Raw genomic sequence first — 19,830 nt, 5'->3', positions numbered from 1 at the left:
GCATCAAGAGGACTACCAGCATGATTATTTACGGTGTGGCGTTTCTGGCCTTGTGTACCCTTGCAGGCTTGTTTGTCGGCGAGCTGTTGGGCAAATGGATGGGCATTCCGGCCAACGTCGGCGGGGTGGGAATCGCGATGTTGCTGCTGATCGGCCTGGGCAGTTACCTCGGCAAGCGTGGCCTGTTTACCGGCAAATCCGAGCAGGGCGTGAGCTTCTGGGCGGCGGTGTACATTCCCATTGTGGTGGCCATGGCAGCCCAGCAAAACGTGTATGGCGCGATCAGTGGCGGCCCCATGGCGATCCTCGCCGGTGCTAGTGCGGTGGTGGTGGCATTTGCCCTGGTGCCGGTGCTGGTACGCATCGGCAACCGTGAGCCGGATGCGGTCGTTCCCACCAAGTCGGCAGGGTGAGCGCCATGTACGAATCCTTGATGAAAGTCATCACCGGCTACGGCCTGATCAGTGGTTTTGCGGTGATCGGCCTGACCATGTGGGTGTCCTACTGGATCAGCGACAACTTCACCAAAGGCCGCCTGCATGGCTCGGCCATCGCGATCCTGCTGGGGCTGGTGTTGTCCTATGTGGGCGGTGCGTTTACCGGCGGGGCCAAGGGCGTGGTGGATATCCCGCTGCTGTCGGGCATCGGCCTGCTGGGCGGGGCGATGCTGCGGGACTTTGCCATCGTCGCCACCGCGTTTGGTGTGAGCGTCGATGAACTCAAACGCGCCGGGTATGTGGGGGTGCTGGCGTTGTTTGTCGGCGTCGGTTCGTCATTTATCGCCGGCGTCGGGGTGGCCATGGCGTTTGGTTATACCGATGCGGTGAGCCTGACCACCATCGGCGCGGGTGCTGTGACCTATATCGTCGGGCCGGTGACCGGGGCGGCGATTGGCGCCAGTTCCGAGGTGATGGCACTGTCGATTGCGGCGGGGTTGATCAAGGCCATTTTGGTGATGGTAATGACCCCGTTCGTCGCGCCGCTGATCGGCCTGAACAGCCCGCGCAGTGCGGTGATCTTTGGCGGGTTGATGGGCACCTCCAGCGGTGTGGCTGGCGGGTTGGCGGCGACTGATCCGAAGCTGGTGCCTTATGGCTGCCTGACGGCGGCGTTTTATACGGCGCTGGGGTGTTTGTTGGGGCCTTCGTTGTTGTTTTTGATGATGCGGGGGTTGGTGGGGTAGGGCACAACATTTCGATTGAATGATCGGGCCTCATCGCGGGCAAGTCGCACCGCCGCCCCCGCATTTTGATGTGTGAATACATTCAAATGTGGGAGCTGCGGTGCGACGATTCGACTTGCCTGCGATGGCGGTTTCAAATTTGCCGATTGGCATACATCCGACACTCCGCCAACAACGCCAGTAAGTTCGGATCACGCTCCTTGGCCTTCAAGAACACCACGCCAATGTGCTGCTGCAACCGGTAGCGTGGCTGCAACGGGATCAGCTTGACCCGGTTCTCATACACCGCCGCAATCCTCCCCGGCAGCAGCGCATAGCCAACGCCCGAGCTGACCATGCTCAGCAGGGTGAAGATGTCGTTGACCTGCATCGCCACCTTCGGCTCGAAGCCCGCCTGCTTGAACACCCGTGCACCGTCCTGGTGGGTGGCGAAGCCTTGGGTCAGGGTGATGAAGGTGGCGTCGCGCACCTGGGCCAGGTCGATTTCCTGTTCGCGGTCCAGGGGCGAGTCGGCGGGGGTAGCGAGGAAGATGTCGTCGGAAAACAGCTGGATCTGCGCGCAGTCCGGCTCGACGGCCTGGTCGTCGAGGGAGATCAGGATCGCATCCACTTCCATGTTCTTGAGCTTGTACATCAGGTCGACGTTGGAGCCCAGGATCAGGTCGATATTCAGCTCGCTGCGCCTGATTTTCAGGCCCATGATCAGTTGCGGCACGGTCTTGACCGTCAGTGAATACAAGGCGCCGAGCTTGAAACGTTCGGCAGAGAAACCGGCGGCTTCGCGGGTCAGGCGCACGCTGTCGACCACCTCTTGCACCAACTTCTGTGCGCGTTCTTCGAGGACGTAGGCGCTTTCCAGCGGGGTGAGGTTGCGCCCTTCGTGTTTGAACAGCGGGCAACGCAGGGCGTTTTCCAGGGAGTGGATGGCCCGGTGCACGCTGACATTGCTGGTCTGCAACTCGGCGGCGGCGCGGGCCAGGTTGCCGGTGCGCATGAAGGCCAGGAAGATTTCCAGTTTCTTGAGGGTGAATTCTTCGTCGATCAGCATGGTGATGACTCTTATTCGAATGCGTTCGATTGTGCCCGCAAAACCCCGCTGCTCCCAGCCATGTAGCGCCATCTGTACCGCAGTCGTCATAACGGTCTTGCACTCTCGTCTGGCAGGCCTGAGCCTTATGGGGTAGACGCAGCAGTTTTGGAGGTCGGCGACACATGTATCACGGAGAACGATTCAACGCCTGGAGCCATTTGCTCGGCGCCGTGGCAGCCTTTATCGGCGCGGTGTGGATGTTGGTGGTGGCGAGTATGGACGGCAGCCCGTGGAAGATCGTCAGCGTGGCGATCTACGGGGTTACGCTGCTGGTGCTGTACAGCGCCTCGACGGTGTATCACAGCGTGCGCGGGCGCAAGAAAGCGATCATGCAGAAGGTCGACCACTTTTCGATCTACCTGCTGATCGCCGGCAGTTACACGCCGTTTTGCCTGGTGACCCTGCACGGGCCGTGGGGCTGGACGCTGTTCGGGATTGTCTGGGGGCTGGCGGTGATCGGGATCCTGCAGGAGATCAAGCCGCGTTCCGAGGCGCGCATATTGTCGATTGTGATTTATGCGGTGATGGGCTGGATTGTGTTGGTGGCGGTCAAGCCGTTGATTGCCGCGCTGGGCATGGACGGGTTTATCTGGCTGGCGTCGGGCGGGGTGTTGTACACGGTGGGGATTATCTTTTTTGCCCTGGAACACCGGTTAAGGCATTCCCATGGGATCTGGCACTTGTTTGTGATTGGCGGCAGCCTGCTGCATTTTGTGGCGATCATGCGCTACGTGCTCTGAAACTGTAGCCGCTGGCTTGTGTGGGAGCTGGCTTGCCTGCGATAGCATCACTGCGGTTTAACTGATGAACCGAGGCGCCTGCATCGCAGGCAAGCCAGCTCTCATAAAAGCCCAGTCCCACATGGGTTTTGTGGTGTTTTAGAGACGGTCTAACTGCTCCTGGGCACGGCTGCCAAAGATCTCCAACAGGCTCGCCAACATATGCGGCGGCGGTTCGTCGGCGCGGGTCAGGGCATACAGGGTGATGGGCAGCGGCGGGGCCAGGGGGCGGATGCAGGTGCTGTCGGTGGATGCACCCAGCGCGGTGAAAGGGTCGATCACCGCCAGGCCGGCGCCGGATTCGACCATGGCGCGGGCCAGGGAATAGGTCTGCACCGAGATCCGCACGCGCGGCGGCGGTTCGACCGCTTCCAGGTAGCTGTCGAGCCGCGCCGACAGTGGGTCGGCACTCGACAGGCCAATCAACGGCGCGCCCGCCAGGGCCATCAAGGGCAAGGGTTTGCCCAGTTCCGCTGCCGGCCAGAAGCCCCGTGGCGCCAGGGCTACCAACACGCCGTGGGCCAATGCCTGGGCCTTGAGCCCCGGATGGTCCGGGGACTTGAGGGTCAGCGCCACATCCATCTCGCGCATCAACAGGTTTTGCACCAGCTCACGGCTGTGGGCGCTGGACAGTTCGCAGGCGATGTCCGGGTAGCGCTGGGTCCATTCGCCAATCGCTGGCGGCAGCAGCGACAAGGCCAGGGCTGGCGTGGCGCCGATGCGCAGGCTTTGGCCGGGTGCGCGCCGCAGGTTCTGCGCCAGGCGCCGCACGCCTTGCAGGCTTTCGCTGACCTTATCGACTTCGCGCTCCAGGGCCAGGGCTTCCGGGGTGGGCTGCAGCTTGCCGCGGATGCGCAGGAACAGCGGGAAGCCCAATTGCAGCTCGGCATGTTGCAGCACCTTGGTCACCGCCGGTTGCGAGACATGCAGCAACTGCGCGGCGGCGCTGACCGAGCCGGTCTGGCGGATGGCCTGGAAGATTTCGATATGACGCAAGCGCATGACGAGTCCATAACCTTTGTTTATAGGTGGCCCATCTTTATTCATTGTCCGGCGCCTGTCACCTGCCCCTACCCTTGGACGCTCATTACAACGCTTGGGAATCGACATGGCTCAGCAGGTTTGCATCATTGGCGGTGGGGTCATCGGTCTGGCGAGTGCCTATGCCCTGGTGCGCGCCGGCATGGACGTGACGGTGGTCGAGGCCCGCGACAGCCTGGGCAGCGAGACCAGCTTTGCCAATGGCGGCCAGTTGTCCTATCGCTACGTTGCGCCGCTGGCGGACAAAGGTGTGCCGCTGCAAGCCATTGGCTGGCTGCTGCGCGGTGATTCACCCTTGAAGCTGCGCCCGCGCCTGGACCCGGCGCAATGGCGTTGGATGGCCTCGTTCCTCGGCGCCTGCCGGGCTTCGGTAAACAAGCGCAATGCCGGCCACTTGTTGCGCCTGGCCAGCCTGAGCCAGGGCATCTTGCAGCAGTGGCGCGAAGAAGACGGGCTGGACGGTTTCGACTGGAAACGCAACGGCAAGCTGGTGACGTTTCGCAGCCACCACACGTTTGAACACGCTCGCAATAAGGTGCTCGATCGCCTGCAACAGCAAGTGCTGTCGGCGGCCGATTGCACGCGCCTGGAACCGACCCTGGGGGCCACGGATTTTGTTGGGGGCATCTACACACCCAATGAAGAAGTGGCGGATTGTCATGGCTTCTGCCAGCAATTGGCGGCACGCCTGGAAGCGTCGGGTCGTTGCCGGTTTGTGCTGGGGCGCAAAGTCACGGGCATCCGCCATGCCAACGGCACGGTGCAGGCGATTGAGTTGGGTGGCGAGGTGATGCCGGTGCAGCACCTGGTGCTGGCGGCGGGGGTGCGCAGCCCCGAGTTGGCCTTGCCGGGCATTGCGTTGCCGCTGTATCCGCTCAAGGGCTACAGCCTGAGCGTGCCGATTGGCGAGCAGCACGCCGCACCGAAAATCAGCATCACCGACTATGACCGCAAGATCGTCTACGCGCGGATCGGTGAGCAACTGCGGGTGGCGGCGATGGTCGACATCGTCGGCTTTGATACGGGCCTTGAGCCCAAGCGCCTGGCCCTGATCAAGCGCCAGGCCAGTGAGACGTTCCCCTTGGCCGGCGATTACAGCCAGGCCATCGAATGGGCCGGCATGCGCCCGGCCACCCCCAGCGGCGTGCCGCTGATTGGCGTCAGTGTGTACCGCAACCTGTGGCTCAACCTTGGCCATGGCGCCCTGGGTTTCACCCTGGCCTGTGGCAGCGGCCAGCTGTTGGCCGAACTGATCGGCCGGCATACCCCTTCCATTGATATGCAGGGCCTCGCGCCCCGCGCCGCATAGGACACTGCAATGACCATCACCCGGATCAACAGCAATAGTCGCCTGTCGGGCGCCGTGACCTACCAGGACCTGGTATTCCTCTCCGGCCAGGTGCCGGGCGAGGGCCAGGACGTCGCCACCCAGACCCAAGAGGTGCTGGCCAAAATTGATGCGCTGCTGGCCGAAGCCGGCAGCGACAAGGATCATCTGCTCAACGCGACGATCTACCTGAAAAACATTCAGGAGGGCTTTGCGCCGATGAATGATGTCTGGTCCGCCTGGCTCACGCCCGGCCAGGCACCGACCCGCACCACCCTGCAGGCGGAGCTGGCACGCCCGAGTGTGCTGGTGGAAATCAGCGTCATCGCTGTGCGCCGCCCATAACAAGAAAACCAACGGAGAATAACAATGCAAAAAATCACGTTGATCGGCACTGCGCTGGGGCTGTTGTTGACTGCCCAGGCCCAGGCCAATGAAGCGCCGCTGACGGGCACCCTGGCCAAGGTCGCGAACGCCAAGAGCATCACCCTGGGCTATCGCGATGCGTCGGTGCCGTTTTCCTATGTCGGCGACCATACCGGCAAGCCCATGGGTTACTCGGTGGACCTGGCGAGCAAGATTGTCGAGCGTATCCAACAGAAGACCGGCGTGCCCCAGCTCAACGTGAAGTACAACCTGGTCACCTCCCAGACCCGTATTCCGTTGGTGATCAACGGTACCGTTGACCTGGAGTGCGGCTCCACCGGGGTGACGGCCGAGCGGCAGAAGCAGGTGGCGTTTTCCTATGGCTTTATCTATGTGAAGGGCCAGTTGCTCACTGCCAAGGACAGCGGTATCCAGCGCTTCGCCGACCTGCGCGGCAAGAATGTGGTGACCACTGCAGGCACCACCAACGAGCGCTTCCTCAAGAGCTACAACCACGAGCATAAGCTGGATATGTCGGTGATCAGCGCCAAGGATCACGGCGAAGCGTTCCAGATGCTGCAATCGGGCCGGGCCGTGGCGTTTTATATGGACGATGCGTTGCTCTACGGCGAGCGCGCCAAGGCCAAGGACCCGCACAAGTGGGTGGTGGTGGGCGAGGAGCAATCGCGGGAAATCTACAGCTGCATGGTGCGCAAGGACGACCCGCAGTTTCTGGCGGTGGTCAACGAGACCCTGGGCGAGCTGTACAGCTCGGGGGAAATCAATGGGATCTACCAGCGCTGGTTTGAACAGCCGATCCCGCCGAAGGGCTTGAACCTGGAATTCCCCATGACCAGCGAGCTGAAGGCGATTATTGCCAAGCCGGTCAGCGATCCGGTGGAGTAACCCACCCATCCCGATGTGGGAGCTGGCAAGCCAGCTCCCACCGTTTTGATTGGGTTTGCACAGTGGGGTTAGAAGTCGCCCCACAGTTGTTGCGCAACGGATAGCGCAACTACGGGCGCGGTCTCGGTGCGCAATACTCGCGGGCCCAGGCGTGCGGCGTGGAAGCCAGCATTTTGCGCGCTCTGGACTTCGCCATCGGTCAAGCCTCCCTCCGGGCCGATCAAAAACGCCAGGCTCGACGGTTTGGCATGGCTCACCAGTGGCTCGGCCACCGGGTGCAGCACCAACTTCAAATCCGCCTCAGCCTGTTTCAACCAGTCGGCCAGCAACAACGGTGGGTGAATCACCGGCACCGTGGAGCGCCCGCATTGCTCGCAGGCGCTGATTGCGACCTGGCGCCAGTGCAGCAGGCGCTTGTCGGCGCGTTCGTCCTTGAGGCGCACTTCGCAGCGCTCGCTGAAAATCGGTGTGATGGCGTTGACCCCAAGCTCGGTGGCTTTCTGGATGGCCCAGTCCATGCGCTCGCCACGGGACAAGCCCTGACCCAGATGAATGTGCAAAGGCGACTCCACCTGGCCGGCGAAGGCTTCAGTCAGTTGCACTGTCACGCGTTTTTTCCCGACTTCCAGCAGGCTGCCGCGAAATTCCTGGCCAGAACCGTCGAACAGTTGCACGGCATCGCCTTCGTTCATGCGCAGCACGCGGCTGATGTAGTGCGCCTGGGCCTCGGGCAACTCGTGGTCGCCAAGGCTCAACGGGGTATCGGTGAAAAAGCGGGACAGTCTCATTTCTGTTCTCGGGAAAATGCAAAACCTGTGGGAGCCGGGCTTGCCCGCGATGCGGCAGGCCAGGCGCCAGATTAATGGGGTGGGTTCAATCAGCCGGGGTCGCGAAAGCCTGGGTGGAAGTCCTTGGGTACGGCCACGCTGACTGTGCTGTTGGTGGCGATATCAATGCCTTCAGTGGCCACTTCAGCGAGGAAGTCGATCTGTTCCGGGGTAATCACGTACGGCGGCAGGAAGTACACCACACTGCCCAGCGGGCGCAGCAATGCGCCGCGTTCCAGGGCGTGCTCGAACACCTTCAGGCCGCGCCGTTCCTGCCAGGGGTAGGCGGTCTTGGTGGCCTTGTCCTGGACCATCTCGATGGCCAGCACCATGCCGGTCTGGCGCACTTCCGACACATGGGGGTGGTCCACCAGGTGCGCGGTGGCCGTGGCCATGCGCTGGGCCAGGGCCTTGTTGTTCTCGATGACGTTGTCTTCTTCGAAGATATCCAGGGTCGCCAGGGCCGCCGCACACGCCAGCGGGTTGCCGGTGTAGCTGTGGGAGTGCAGGAACGCGCGCAGGGTCGGGTAGTCGTCGTAGAAGGCGCTGTACACATCTTCGGTGGTGACCACGGCGGCCAGCGGCAGGTAGCCACCGGTGAGGGCCTTGGACAGGCACAGGAAGTCGGGGCGGATGCCCGCCTGCTCACAGGCGAACATGCTGCCGGTGCGGCCGAAACCCACGGCGATTTCGTCGTGGATCAGGTGCACGCCATACCGGTCGCAGGCTTCGCGCAGCAGCGTGAGGTACACCGGGTGGTACATGCGCATGCCACCGGCGCCCTGGATCAGCGGCTCGACGATCACCGCGGCGACGCTGTCGTGGTGGTCCGCCAGGGTCTGTTCCATGGCCTGGAACATGTTGCGGGAGTGTTCTTCCCAGCTCATGCCTGTGGGGCGCTGGTAGCAGTCCGGGCTGGGCACCTTGATGGTGTCCAGCAGCAGGGCCTTGTAGGTCTCGGTGAACAGCGGCACATCGCCTACCGACATCGCGGCGATGGTTTCGCCGTGGTAGCTGTTGGTCAGGGTGACAAAGCGCTTTTTATTCGGCTGGCCGCGGTTGAGCCAATAGTGAAAGCTCATCTTCAACGCGACTTCGATGCACGACGAGCCATTGTCGGCATAGAAGCAGCGAGTCAGGCCTTCGGGGGTGAGCTTGACCAGGCGCTCGGACAGCTCGATCACCGGCTGGTGGCTGAAACCGGCGAGGATCACGTGCTCCAGTTGGTCCACTTGGTCCTTGATGCGCTGATTGATACGCGGGTTGGCGTGGCCGAACACATTGACCCACCACGAACTGACCGCATCGAGATAGCGCTTGCCTTCGAAGTCTTCCAGCCATACGCCTTCACCGCGCTTGATCGGCACCAGCGGCAGTTGCTGGTGGTCTTTCATCTGGGTGCAGGGATGCCACAGCACGGCGAGGTCGCGTTGCATCCACTGGTTATTCAAGCCCATCTTTTAGTCTCCTCGAAGCGCTGCCACTGCCTGCGCAGGCAAAACAATCGCGCAAGCCTATGCAATGGTGGGCTGTGTCACAACCCATGGGCGGTGAATTGGCAGTAAATGTAGGACGGTCTGTCACGTTTGTGCTGAATAGTCCTTAATCCCTAGTTAATTTACTGTTCATAGGCTCAATATCGGATAAGTCGATCTTTTGAAGCGAAATTTTCCGCTTTATGTCGATAAGTAAAACGCTAGTCTTGGGCACGGCTCTTACGGGATTTGGGGAATGCAACTACGAAACACATCGACCCGCTACGGCTGGGTCAGCATCGTTATCCACTGGAGTGTGGCGCTGGTGGTGTTTGGTTTGTTCGCGCTGGGCCTGTGGATGGTCGGCCTCGACTACTACAGCCTGTGGCGCAAAGACGCCCCGGACTTGCACAAAAGCATCGGTATTACGCTATTCGCCGTGATGCTGGTGCGGATTGTCTGGCGCCTGCTCAGCCCGCCGCCGCCCGCACTGGCCAGCTATAGCCGCATGACACGTATCGGCGCGGCGTTTGGCCATGGGTTCCTGTACGTCGGCTTGTTTGCCGTGATGATTGCCGGTTACCTGATTTCCACCGCAGACGGTGTGGGGATCCCGGTGTTTGGCCTGTTTGAAATTCCTGCCGTGGTTTCCGGTCTACCGGACCAGGCAGACGTAGCCGGCCTGGTGCATTTTTACCTGGCCTGGGTGCTGGTGGTGTTTGCCGGCCTGCATGGCGTGGCCGCGTTGAAACACCACTTCATTGATCGTGACGCGACCCTGGTTCGTATGCTGGGGCGCAAAGCCTGATGTTCAACCTCGACTCACAAGGAATAGAAAGCATGTTGAAAAAGACTCTCGCCGCTCTGGCAATCGGTACTGCTCTGCTGTCTGCCGGTCAGGTGATGGCTGCTGATTACAAGATCGACAAGGAAGGCCAGCACGCCTTCATCGACTGGAAAATCAGCCACCTGGGCTACAGCTACATCCACGGTACCTTCAAGGACTGGGATGGTACGTTCAGCTGGGATGCCGCCAAGCCTGAAGCCAGCAAAATCGCCGTCGACGTGAAAACCGCCAGCCTGTGGTCCAACCACGCTGAACGTGACAAGCACATCGCCAGCAAGGACTTCCTGGACGTTGGCAAGTTCGCCGATGCCAAGTTCGTTTCGACCGCAGTTAAACCAACCGGCGAAAAAACGGCTGACGTGACCGGCGACCTGACCTTCCACGGTGTGACCAAGCCTGTGACCTTCAAGGCCACGTTCAACGGTGAAGGCAAGGATCCGTGGGGCGGCGAACGTGCTGGCTTCAACGCCAAGACTACGCTGAACCTGAATGACTTTGGCGTCAAAGGCCCTGGCCCGACTTCCCAGACTGTAGACCTGGACATCACGCTGGAAGGTGTCAAAACGAAGTAAATTCGCAGGCTGCATAAAAAACCGGATCGTGAGATCCGGTTTTTTTTAGCCTGGAATACGGTCAATGTAGGAGCTGGCTTGCCTGCGATAGCGGCAGGTCAGCCACCTGCGATGCAGGCTGAAGTACCGTCATCGCAGGCAAGCCAGCTTCTGCAGTTGATCGTTGTCGAGCCCATAAAAATGCCCCGGATCTTTCGATGCGGGGCATTTTTCATGGCGCTTTGAAAATCAGCGGTTGCGGGTCAGCAACGCTGGTTTTTCACCACGAGGGCGGCCTGGCAGTTGATCCAACTGCTCAGGTGTCGGGAAGCGATCGCTTTTCGACTCCTTGTGGATGATCTTCGGCGTCGTGCCGCTGCGCGGGTTCTGCACGGCAGGTTCCGAGGAGCGTGGCTGCTCATCACGTGCAGGGCGGCGGTTGCGCGACTCTTCGCGACGGGCCTGGCCATCACGCGGTGCGCCGTTACGCGGACCATTGCGCTTGGCCGGTGGGGTGCCGGTGGTGGCGCCGTTGCTGCTGCGCGGACCGTTCTGGCGACCCTGTGGCTGGCCGCCGGTGCGCGGAGCGCCCGCACCAGCGCCCGGTGCCGGGGCACCTGGACGACGACCACGGCCCTGGGCCGGTTTGGCCTGTGGCACGTAGTCCACGCGGTTACCGAAGTTATCCACGTCATCGTCGAGGAACTCGTCCGGTGCGCGGTCGGCTGCGGCGCGTGGCGGCTGGCTCGGCTGGCGCTGTTCGCGGGCCGGGGTGCCTTCGCGGGGCTTTTGCTCGCGGGCTGGGCGTTCGCCACGGCCGTTGGTAGGTGCCTTGTCTTTGCCACCTTTGTCCTTGCCTTTGTCGCGACGACCACCGCCACCACCGCCGCCGTTCGGGCCATCGCCCTTAGGACCACGTGGGTTGCGCGGGTTACGCACGTCCGGACGCTCGCGCACTTCCGGTTTTTCGGCTTCTACGGTGCTGGCATCGAAGCCCATCAGGTCGCCGTCGGCGATTTTCTGCTTGGTCATGCGCTCGATGCTTTTCAGCAGTTTTTCTTCATCCGGGGCGACCAGGGAAATGGCCTCGCCCGAACGACCGGCACGGCCAGTACGGCCGATACGGTGCACATAGTCTTCATCGACGTTTGGCAGCTCGAAGTTGACCACATGCGGCAGTTGGTCGATATCCAGGCCGCGGGCGGCGATATCGGTGGCGACCAGGATCCGTACGGAGCCGGCCTTGAAGTCGGCCAGGGCCTTGGTCCGCGCGTTCTGGCTCTTGTTGCCGTGGATGGCGACGGCGGTCAGGCCGTGCTTGTCCAGGTACTCGGCCAGGCGGTTGGCGCCATGCTTGGTGCGGGTGAACACCAGCACTTGTTCCCAGGCACCGGCGGTAATCAGGTGGGCCAACAGCGAGCGCTTGTGGCTGGCTGGCAGGCGGAACACCCGCTGCTCGATACGCTCGACCGTGGTGTTGGGCGGCGTGACTTCGATGCGCTCGGGGTTGTGCAGCAGCTTGCCGGCCAGGGCGGTGATGTCGTTGGAGAACGTTGCCGAGAACAGCAGGTTCTGACGCTTGGCCGGCAGGCGCGCGAGGACTTTCTTCACGTCATGGACAAAGCCCATGTCGAGCATGCGGTCGGCTTCGTCCAGCACGAGGATTTCCACGTGGGACAGATCGACGCTGCCTTGGCCACACAGGTCGAGCAAACGACCAGGGCAGGCGACCAGCACGTCAACCCCACGGGACATGGCCTGAACCTGGGGGTTCATGCCAACGCCGCCGAAGATGCAGGCACTGACGAACTTCAGGTCGCGGGCGTACAGCTTGAAGCTGTCATGCACTTGTGCGGCGAGTTCGCGGGTAGGGGTCAGGACCAGTACGCGGGGTTGGCGCGGGCCGTGACGCTGGGATTTGTCCGGGTGACCATTGGGGAACAACCGCTCCAGAATCGGGAGGGCGAAGCCGCCGGTTTTACCAGTACCTGTCTGAGCCGCGACCATCAGGTCGCGACCTTGCAACACGGCGGGAATAGCCCGCTGTTGCACCGGAGTAGGCTCGGTATAGCCCGCTGCCTCGATGGCGCGGACTAAAGCCTCGGAGAGACCGAGGGAAGCAAAGGACATGAGTAATCCTGTTTGTAGTTAGGGCTTGGCCCAAAGGGATAATCTTGCCGGGCGTGAATCGCGTTTAGAGGAACGCAACCCCGTCCGGTCCTGCTGGGGCTGGCAGGCACTCCAACGGCTCGCGCGGGCTGCAAAGCTGCGCAGTAGCGGGGTTGGATGCCTGTTATACGACCACAACGGCCGGGCGTAAGCCTGGCGGAAAGGCCGGAGTATAACAGAGCAATCACCGCGCGCCGCTTTCCTGCTGCTCAACGGTTTGCTCCAGCGGCGGCGAGGGGGCAGTTTTGGCACTGTTGCCGGCATATTTTGCACTCAGGGCGGCATAGGCGGGCTCTTGCTTGAAGCGCTTGAGCTCGGCACCAAAGCGCTGCACCAGCAAGTCCATGCCCGCGCCACGGCGTACGGCGAGGAATTGTTTCTGGCTGCTGATCACCGGCGACGCCTGGGTAACGTGGTGTTCCAGGCCTAACTCCTTGAGCACATGCTGGCCAACCCGGCGGTCGGTGATCACCAGATCAATCCGGCCACGGGCCAGTTTACCGAAGTTGGCCTCATGGCTGGGGGCCGGCTCGCGGGTAAACAGGGTGGATTCGCTGAACCCGGCGCTATACAGGTAGCCGGGGGAGGTGCCGATGGTCAGCCCTTTGAGGTCATCCAGGGTCTGGAACGGATGTGGGCGCTCGTTGGCGTAGAACATCACAAACTCAACCTGGGACAGCGGTTCGCTGGGATAAAGCAGCGCCGCGTCGCGTTCGTGGCTGTGGAAAATATCCAGCGCGCCATCGGCCAGGCCCTGGTCGAGCATGGCCAGGCAACGTTTCCAGGGCAGGAACTGCCATTGCACCTCGATCCCCAGGCGCTCGAACACGATGACGGTGGCCTCGTAGTCGAGCCCGCGCATCTGGCCGTTTTCTTCGTAGACGTAAGGGGCCCAGGGTTCGGTGACAATGCGCAATTTCTCGCCGTGGGCGGTCAGGCTCAGGCAAGTGAAAAGGACAGCGGTCAACAGCTGGAAAATGACGGGCATACCCTGAGGTTACGACTGTCGCAGGTTAAAGAGAAGCTCTGGATCGGGGATCTTCAGGTCGCAAACCTGAACTTTTATTGTGCCGCCGGGCCGGGAAGGAATCCCGGCTGGCGGTACAAAGGGGTAGCCTCAGCGTGGCAGCTTGAGGTTGTTCCAGATCGCCAGGCTCGGGTCAGCCTGGTTCAGGGTGTAGAAGTGCAGGCCCGGCGCGCCACCTTGCAGCAAGGTTTCGCACATTTCACTGATGACTTGCTCGCCAAAGGCCTGGATGCTTTTGACGTCATCGCCATAGGCTTCCAGCTGCTTGCGTACCCAGCGTGGGATTTCTGCACCGCAGGCGTCAGAGAAGCGCGCCAGCTTGCTGTAGTTGGTGATCGGCATGATGCCCGGCACGATTGGGATATTCACACCCAGGGCCTGCACGCGCTCGACGAAGTAGAAGTAGCTGTCGGCGTTGAAAAAGTACTGGGTGATCGCACTGTTGGCGCCGGCTTCGGCCTTGCGCACGAAGTTGCGCAGATCGTCTTCGAAATTGCGCGCCTGAGGGTGCATTTCCGGGTAGGCGGCCACTTCGATATGGAAGTGGTCGCCAGTCTCTTCACGAATGAAGCTCACCAGATCATTGGCGTAGCGCAACTCGCCGCTGGCCATGCCCATGCCGGATGGCAGGTCACCGCGCAGGGCGACGATACGCTTGATGCCGGCGGCCTTGTACTGGGTCAGCAGGCTGCGCAGGTCGGCCTTGCTGTCGCCTACGCACGACAGGTGCGGTGCGGCGGGCACTTTGGCTTCGCTTTCCAGTTGCAGCACGGTGTTGATCGTGCGATCACGGGTCGAGCCGCCTGCGCCGTAGGTGCAGGAGAAGAAGTCGGGGTTGTAGCTGGCCAACTGCTTGGCAGTCGCCATCAATTTTTCATGCCCAGCATCGGTCTTGGTCGGGAAGAACTCGAAGCTGTAGCGACGGTCTTGGGACATGGTCATACCCTTGGAAACTCAAAAAACCGGAAGACATACACCGTCAATGTGGGAGCGGGCTTGCTCGCGAAAGCGGAGTTTCAGTCAACATACCTGATACTGAAACATCGCTTTCGCGAGCAAGCCCGCTCCCACAGAAGCCTGCCCTCCACATGGAGAGCAGGCAACAGGCCGATCAGTAGCGGTAGGCGTGCGGCTTGAACGGACCTTCAACCGTCACGCCGATGTAGTCGGCCTGGGTCTTGGTCAGTTGCGTCACGACGCCGCCGAAGCCGCGGACCATTTCCAGGGCCACTTCTTCGTCGAGTTTCTTCGGCAGTACTTCCACGGTCAGGCGCTCGGCTTTCTGGGCGGGCGACAGGTCGGCGTATTTCTGGCCGAACAGGAAGATCTGCGCCAGTACCTGGTTGGCGAACGAGCCATCCATGATGCGGCTTGGGTGGCCAGTGGCGTTACCCAGGTTTACCAGGCGGCCTTCGGCCAGCAGGATCAGGTAGTCATCGTTCTGTGGGTCGAAATCGCCAGCGCCGGTACGGTGAACCTTGTGCACCTGAGGTTTGACTTCTTCCCATGCCCAGTTCTTGCGCATGAAAGCGGTGTCGATCTCGTTGTCGAAGTGCCCGATGTTGCACACCACGGCGCGCTTTTTCAGGGCCTTGAGCATGTTGGCATCGCACACATTGACGTTACCGGTGGTGGTCACGATCAGGTCGATCTTGCCCAGCAGGGCTTTGTCGATGCTCGCTTCGGTGCCGTCGTTCTGGCCGTCGATGAACGGCGAGACCACTTCGAAACCGTCCATGCAGGCTTGCATGGCGCAGATCGGGTCAACTTCGGAGACCTTGACGATCATGCCTTCCTGACGCAGGGACTGGGACGAACCCTTGCCCACGTCGCCGTAGCCGATCACCAGGGCTTGCTTGCCCGACAGCAGGTGGTCGGTGCCGCGCTTGATCGCATCGTTGAGGCTGTGACGGCAGCCGTACTTGTTGTCATTCTTGCTCTTGGTCACCGAGTCGTTGACGTTGATGGCCGGGATTTTCAGCTCGCCCTTGGCCAGCATGTCCAGCAGGCGGTGTACGCCGGTGGTGGTTTCTTCGGTCACGCCATGGACGCGGTCCAGGATGGCCGGGTACTTCTTGTGCAGCAGCTCGGTCAGGTCGCCGCCGTCGTCGAGGATCATGTTGGCATCCCAAGGCGCGCCATCTTTCAGGATGGTTTGCTCCAGGCACCACTCGTACTCTTCTTCGGTCTCGCCTTTCCAGGCGAAGACAGGGATGCCAGCGGCTGCGATGGCGGCAGCGGCCTGGTCCTGAGTCGAGAAGATGTTGCAGGACGACCAGCGCACTTCGGCACCCAGGGCAACCAGGGTTTCGATCAGCACGGCAGTCTGGATGGTCATGTGGATGCAGCCGAGAATCTTCGCGCCCTTGAGCGGCTGTTCAGCGGCGTACTTGCGGCGCAGACCCATCAGGGCTGGCATTTCGGATTCGGCGATAAAGGTTTCGCGACGGCCCCAGGCAGCGAGGGACATGTCGGCGACTTTGTAGTCGGTAAAACCTGCAGGCGTGATTACAGCGCTCATGAAGAGCCTCCATTCGTAGTGTGCGAATGGGCGCCGTTGTGCGTTTAGTATCCAGCCAGGACAACCCGGCCGGGCAACGCCCCATCCGAGCCTGACAGGCCAGGGCCTGCTGCAGCGCCCCTCGGACAGGTGGCGGGAGAACGGTATCAATCACAGATGACCGTTTTGAAGCGGTGGCGATTATAGCTGCCTGCGCCTGACTTCCCAAGCCTTTCTGTCGGGGGCATGAAGATCGTTCATGGTGCTGATAGGCAATGGCTCATAGAGCTTGGGCCGACGCTCTGCCATGATGTCGCCCATCATTCGGCAAGACGCTTTGGAGTGAACATGAACTTCCACACCCGCAAATGGGTAAAACCCGAAGACCTCAACCCCAACGGCACCCTGTTCGGTGGCAGCCTGTTGCGCTGGATCGACGAAGAAGCGGCGATCTACGCCATCGTTCAACTGGGCAACCAGCGCGTGGTGACCAAGTACATCTCCGAGATCAATTTTGTCAGCGCCTCGCGCCAGGGCGACATCATCGAGCTGGGCATCACCGCCACCGAGTTTGGCCGCACCTCCATCACCCTGACCTGTGAAGTGCGCAACAAGATCACGCGCAAAAGCATCCTCACCGTGGAGAAAATGGTCTTCGTCAACCTCGGCGAAGACGGTCTGCCGGCACCCCACGGGCGTACCGAGATCAAGTACGTGAAAGACCAGTTCCAGGATGACAACCTCACTGAGTAACCCCGGCCCGGCCTGATTTGATTTACCAAATCTGTCCGGGTGGATCGCTTCCAGGCTTTCTCTGCACTCAGGACCACATCCTGTAGAGAGAGCCCGCAATGAAAGTGACCGCCAACCCGGCTGCCAAGACTCAGCCGTCATCGCGGCAACCCCCGCCACCCCCCGCCCAAGGCACCAAGACACCCTTGGTCGAGGGCGTCGGCCCGCGAAAGCTGAGCCTGTTTCGAGACAGTAAGGGGCAGGTGGAGGTGGTGCTGTCACCCCCTGCGGTCAGCCATCTGGTACTCAGCGGCGGTGGTGCCAAGGGCATCGCCTTCCCCGGGATGGTCCAGGCCCTTGAAGAAACCGGAACACTGCCAGGCATCTCTGCCATTTCTGGTTCATCTGCCGGTGCGATTTCTGCAGCGCTGCTGGCCAGTGGCATGGGAGCCAAGGCCTTCGGCACGCTCTCAAACAGCATTGATCTGCCCAGCCTGCTCAACAGCCCCAACCCTGTGACGGCCTGGCTGCAAAATGCCGGGGCGAGCCTCGGCAAACTTGCCGGGCGCCTGCCAGGCCCGGCGGGCAACATTTCCCAATTGCTGCTGACCATGATGCCGCGCCTGCAAACCCAGGCGCACTCGCTCGAAGACCTGATCCGTAACGAGTCACGCAAGTCGATCCTGGCCCATATTGCCGCCATGCCCAGGGCAGCCCGCCCCGACGAAGTGATGAAAATCGCCGACAGGCTGAGCGCCGGAGGGGCACCGACCTTTGCTGATCTTGACGTGCTGAGCAGGCATATCCCGGCGATCAAACTACTGAACATCACGGGGACCGGCATGTTCGATGGTCGCCCGCAGTTGGTGGTGTTCAACGCCAGCCTGACCCCGGATATGGACATTGCCCGCGCCGCGCATATCTCGGGCTCCCTACCGGGACTGTTCAAAAGCCCTGCCGAGCAAGGCCATGGGTTTCAGGCGGTGGGTGAAACCACTTTTTTCCAGGACGGTGGCTTGGTGCTCAACACCCCGGCACCCGGGGTGATCGAGCGCTCGTTTCCCGAGAGCCCGCTGAGCCAGCCGGAGTCGTTGATCGTCAAATTCGAGTCCCAGGCTCCTGCATCGCAGAAAAAGAGCGGCAGCGTCATAAGCGCTGTTGCGGACAAACTGACAGGCACTGCCCATACGGCTGCAGGCGCCTATCAACAGCAACGCCTCAAGGAATTTAACGAGCAAACCGTGGTGCTGCCGCTCAAATCCGCCAAAGGTGACTTTAGTGGCCTGCTCAGTGGCACGGTCAATTTCACCATGACCGCCGAGCAGAAAAAGCATTTGCAGGCCCAGGCCCGGCAAGCGGTGACGCAGCACCAGGAGCAGCGCAGCAAGGTGCGTGAGCGGCACTTGTTCGAGTCATTGGACGACGCGGTGCTGGCGATGGACGATGCAATGCTTGCCAGCGTGCAAGTGGCACTCCAGAAGGATCCCGCCGCGGCGAATGTGCTGCGTTTTCGCAAGCAGGCACAGCAGGCATTGCAAGCCCTGGACGCAGCGATTACCGAGGCCAACAAGGCAGGCAATACTTTGGTCTTCACGCCTGGGTTGCTCTCTGCGCTGCGTAACCTGGATGCACTGGTTACCCGGCCCCAGCATATCGAGTGGTTGGGGCGGCGGCTTAACGCCCCTGGGCAGCATAACTTCCAGCAACTGTTGCAGGTGGTTGCCAAGCACAATCAGGGGGCTTCCACGCCAACCTCCAAGGTCATGACCAGTGCCGTGGCTCAAATGCAGCGACGGGATATTGCCGTAAAAGCCGACAACTTCACCCGCGAAGTCATCTACCCCTCCCTCTACCGTGCAGGCCAGACGGCCGCCAACGTCGAGCTTCTGCAGCGGGCCGCGCGCGACCTGGCCACGGCCACGACGCCGGCCGAGTTCAATCGGGTGCTCGACGACATCATTGAACACTATGGTGCGCGTAATAAACCCTGGTCCAAGCCACTGAGCTCGACCACCGTGGAAATGGCCAAGGCCTGGCGCATCCCGCTTTAGTTCTCCGGCCACTGAACAGCCACTGCGCCAGCGTGTCGTAGCTACAGGCACCCCTTGGACACTGGAACATCATGGCCACCCAAAAAGACGGCAAAACTCCCAACCTGTCGCAGGAAGAGCAGCAGGATGTGGACAAGAACCAACCGCCCAGGGCAGCGGTGCTGCATGAAATCATTCGCACCCAGGGCGACCAGGAACTGGAGCGCAGCGTCGCGGCGCTGTGGTGGTCGGCGCTGGCCGCCGGCCTGACCATGGGCCTGTCATTAATGGCCATGGGGCTGCTCAACTCACGCCTGCCAGGCGGTGAAGGCTTCAAGGTGATTGCCAGCTTTGGCTACTGCGCAGGTTTTCTCGCGGTGATCCTTGCGCGCCAGCAACTGTTCACCGAAAACACCCTGACCGCCGTGCTCCCGGTGATGAGCAAGCCGACCCTGGGCAATGCCGGGCGCCTGCTGCGGTTGTGGACGGTGGTACTGGTGGGCAACCTTTGCGGCACCTTGCTGGTGGCCTACGTGATGCTGCACCTGCCGATTTTCGACACCAAGACCGACCTGGCCTTCCTCGACATCGGGCGCAAGGTCATGGAGAACGACACGGGCCAGATGTTTGCCAAAGGCATCGTCTCCGGCTGGATGATCGCCACCATGGTGTGGATGATTCCGTCCATGGAAAGCGCCAAGATGTGGATCATTATCCTGATCACCTACCTGATGGCCCTGGGTGATTTCACCCACATTGTCGTCGGTTCGGCGGAGGTGTCCTATCTGGTATTTGCCGGCGAGCTACCGTGGAAGGACTTCTGGCTGGTATTTGCCGGGCCGACCCTGGCGGGCAATATCATCGGCGGCAGTTTTATCTTCGCGCTGATCAGCCATGCGCAGATTCGCAGCGAAGGCAGCCTGCCGGGCAAGCAGGCTGCGGACCCGAGGCATCCGCAGTCGATTGACAAGGATCAGTGA

At 61.4% G+C, this 19,830-nt stretch carries 19 protein-coding genes and 1 riboswitch; of the genes, 11 read left to right on the top strand and 8 right to left on the bottom strand.

Going from position 1 to position 19,830, the window contains the following annotated elements:
- The first annotated feature begins 20 nt into the window (after window positions 1–20).
- Together madL and madM are read left to right on the top strand one after the other, a co-directional pair.
- Window positions 21–413: a malonate transporter subunit MadL gene (gene madL / locus HU773_RS26225; RefSeq protein ID WP_057960869.1), complete on the top strand. Its 393-nt coding sequence runs from the start codon at window positions 21–23 to the stop codon at window positions 411–413.
- A 5-nt stretch (window positions 414–418) separates the two neighbouring features.
- Window positions 419–1,183: a malonate transporter subunit MadM gene (gene madM / locus HU773_RS26220; protein ID WP_057960868.1), complete on the top strand. Its 765-nt coding sequence runs from the start codon at window positions 419–421 to the stop codon at window positions 1,181–1,183.
- A gap of 133 nt (window positions 1,184–1,316) precedes the next feature.
- On the opposite strand, the gene HU773_RS26215 is transcribed toward madM, so the two are convergent.
- Window positions 1,317–2,231 (bottom strand): LysR family transcriptional regulator, encoded by a 915-nt coding sequence (locus HU773_RS26215; RefSeq protein ID WP_057440356.1) that lies wholly within the window; start codon window positions 2,229–2,231, stop codon window positions 1,317–1,319.
- 164 nt (window positions 2,232–2,395) lie between these two features.
- Here HU773_RS26215 and trhA point away from each other — a divergent pair, with 164 nt between their 5' ends.
- A complete protein-coding gene (trhA, locus tag HU773_RS26210) occupies window positions 2,396–3,013 on the top strand; it encodes a PAQR family membrane homeostasis protein TrhA (protein ID WP_057960867.1) in 618 nt (205 codons plus the stop codon).
- 138 nt (window positions 3,014–3,151) lie between these two features.
- On the opposite strand, the gene HU773_RS26205 is transcribed toward trhA, so the two are convergent.
- Window positions 3,152–4,054 (bottom strand): LysR family transcriptional regulator, encoded by a 903-nt coding sequence (locus HU773_RS26205; RefSeq protein ID WP_057960866.1) that lies wholly within the window; start codon window positions 4,052–4,054, stop codon window positions 3,152–3,154.
- A gap of 106 nt (window positions 4,055–4,160) precedes the next feature.
- Here HU773_RS26205 and HU773_RS26200 point away from each other — a divergent pair, with 106 nt between their 5' ends.
- From HU773_RS26200 to HU773_RS26190, 3 genes are read left to right on the top strand one after another with little or no spacing between them, the layout of a single operon-like run.
- On the top strand, window positions 4,161–5,402 hold the full coding sequence (locus HU773_RS26200) for a D-amino acid dehydrogenase (RefSeq protein ID WP_057960865.1): 1,242 nt from the start codon (window positions 4,161–4,163) through the stop codon (window positions 5,400–5,402).
- A 9-nt stretch (window positions 5,403–5,411) separates the two neighbouring features.
- The gene (locus HU773_RS26195; protein ID WP_057444181.1) at window positions 5,412–5,765 is read left to right on the top strand and encodes a RidA family protein; all 354 of its coding nucleotides are present in this window, start codon (window positions 5,412–5,414) and stop codon (window positions 5,763–5,765) included.
- Between the two features lie 24 nt (window positions 5,766–5,789).
- Window positions 5,790–6,692: a transporter substrate-binding domain-containing protein gene (locus HU773_RS26190; protein ID WP_057960864.1), complete on the top strand. Its 903-nt coding sequence runs from the start codon at window positions 5,790–5,792 to the stop codon at window positions 6,690–6,692.
- Window positions 6,693–6,760: 68 nt separating this feature from the next.
- On the opposite strand, the gene HU773_RS26185 is transcribed toward HU773_RS26190, so the two are convergent.
- Both HU773_RS26185 and HU773_RS26180 read right to left on the bottom strand, forming a co-directional pair.
- Window positions 6,761–7,480, bottom strand: coding sequence for a 16S rRNA (uracil(1498)-N(3))-methyltransferase (locus HU773_RS26185; protein ID WP_057440352.1), 720 nt, complete (start codon window positions 7,478–7,480; stop codon window positions 6,761–6,763).
- 89 nt (window positions 7,481–7,569) lie between these two features.
- On the bottom strand, window positions 7,570–8,976 hold the full coding sequence (locus tag HU773_RS26180) for an adenosylmethionine--8-amino-7-oxononanoate transaminase (RefSeq protein WP_186624962.1): 1,407 nt from the start codon (window positions 8,974–8,976) through the stop codon (window positions 7,570–7,572).
- A 274-nt stretch (window positions 8,977–9,250) separates the two neighbouring features.
- Between HU773_RS26180 and HU773_RS26175 the strand changes: the two genes are divergently transcribed.
- The gene (locus HU773_RS26175; RefSeq protein WP_120734276.1) at window positions 9,251–9,802 is read left to right on the top strand and encodes a cytochrome b; all 552 of its coding nucleotides are present in this window, start codon (window positions 9,251–9,253) and stop codon (window positions 9,800–9,802) included.
- A gap of 32 nt (window positions 9,803–9,834) precedes the next feature.
- Window positions 9,835–10,413: a YceI family protein gene (locus tag HU773_RS26170; RefSeq protein WP_057440349.1), complete on the top strand. Its 579-nt coding sequence runs from the start codon at window positions 9,835–9,837 to the stop codon at window positions 10,411–10,413.
- Between the two features lie 228 nt (window positions 10,414–10,641).
- On the opposite strand, the gene rhlE2 is transcribed toward HU773_RS26170, so the two are convergent.
- The 4 genes from rhlE2 to ahcY form a co-directional block, all read right to left on the bottom strand.
- Complete coding sequence (gene rhlE2, locus HU773_RS26165) at window positions 10,642–12,522, bottom strand: RNA helicase RhlE2 (RefSeq protein WP_169989446.1); 1,881 nt, start codon at window positions 12,520–12,522, stop codon at window positions 10,642–10,644.
- Window positions 12,523–12,745: 223 nt separating this feature from the next.
- Window positions 12,746–13,549: a substrate-binding periplasmic protein gene (locus HU773_RS26160; protein ID WP_057960862.1), complete on the bottom strand. Its 804-nt coding sequence runs from the start codon at window positions 13,547–13,549 to the stop codon at window positions 12,746–12,748.
- Between the two features lie 129 nt (window positions 13,550–13,678).
- Window positions 13,679–14,524, bottom strand: coding sequence for a methylenetetrahydrofolate reductase [NAD(P)H] (gene metF, locus HU773_RS26155; RefSeq protein WP_057440341.1), 846 nt, complete (start codon window positions 14,522–14,524; stop codon window positions 13,679–13,681).
- A gap of 175 nt (window positions 14,525–14,699) precedes the next feature.
- On the bottom strand, window positions 14,700–16,109 hold the full coding sequence (gene ahcY, locus HU773_RS26150; protein WP_038444076.1) for an adenosylhomocysteinase: 1,410 nt from the start codon (window positions 16,107–16,109) through the stop codon (window positions 14,700–14,702).
- A gap of 21 nt (window positions 16,110–16,130) precedes the next feature.
- A riboswitch (S-adenosyl-L-homocysteine riboswitch) is annotated at window positions 16,131–16,238 on the bottom strand.
- 198 nt (window positions 16,239–16,436) lie between these two features.
- Between ahcY and HU773_RS26145 the strand changes: the two genes are divergently transcribed.
- The 3 genes from HU773_RS26145 to HU773_RS26135 all read left to right on the top strand — a co-directional run bounded on the left by HU773_RS26145 (window position 16,437) and on the right by HU773_RS26135 (window position 19,830).
- The gene (locus HU773_RS26145; RefSeq protein WP_057440220.1) at window positions 16,437–16,841 is read left to right on the top strand and encodes an acyl-CoA thioesterase; all 405 of its coding nucleotides are present in this window, start codon (window positions 16,437–16,439) and stop codon (window positions 16,839–16,841) included.
- Window positions 16,842–16,939: 98 nt separating this feature from the next.
- Complete coding sequence (locus HU773_RS26140) at window positions 16,940–18,871, top strand: patatin-like phospholipase family protein (protein ID WP_120734274.1); 1,932 nt, start codon at window positions 16,940–16,942, stop codon at window positions 18,869–18,871.
- Window positions 18,872–18,942: 71 nt separating this feature from the next.
- Window positions 18,943–19,830, top strand: coding sequence for a formate/nitrite transporter family protein (locus HU773_RS26135; RefSeq protein ID WP_057440222.1), 888 nt, complete (start codon window positions 18,943–18,945; stop codon window positions 19,828–19,830).

The organism is Pseudomonas shahriarae (assembly GCF_014268455.2).
Lineage (GTDB): Bacteria > Pseudomonadota > Gammaproteobacteria > Pseudomonadales > Pseudomonadaceae > Aquipseudomonas > Aquipseudomonas shahriarae.
This window is presented reverse-complemented; position numbering and strand designations above follow the sequence as displayed.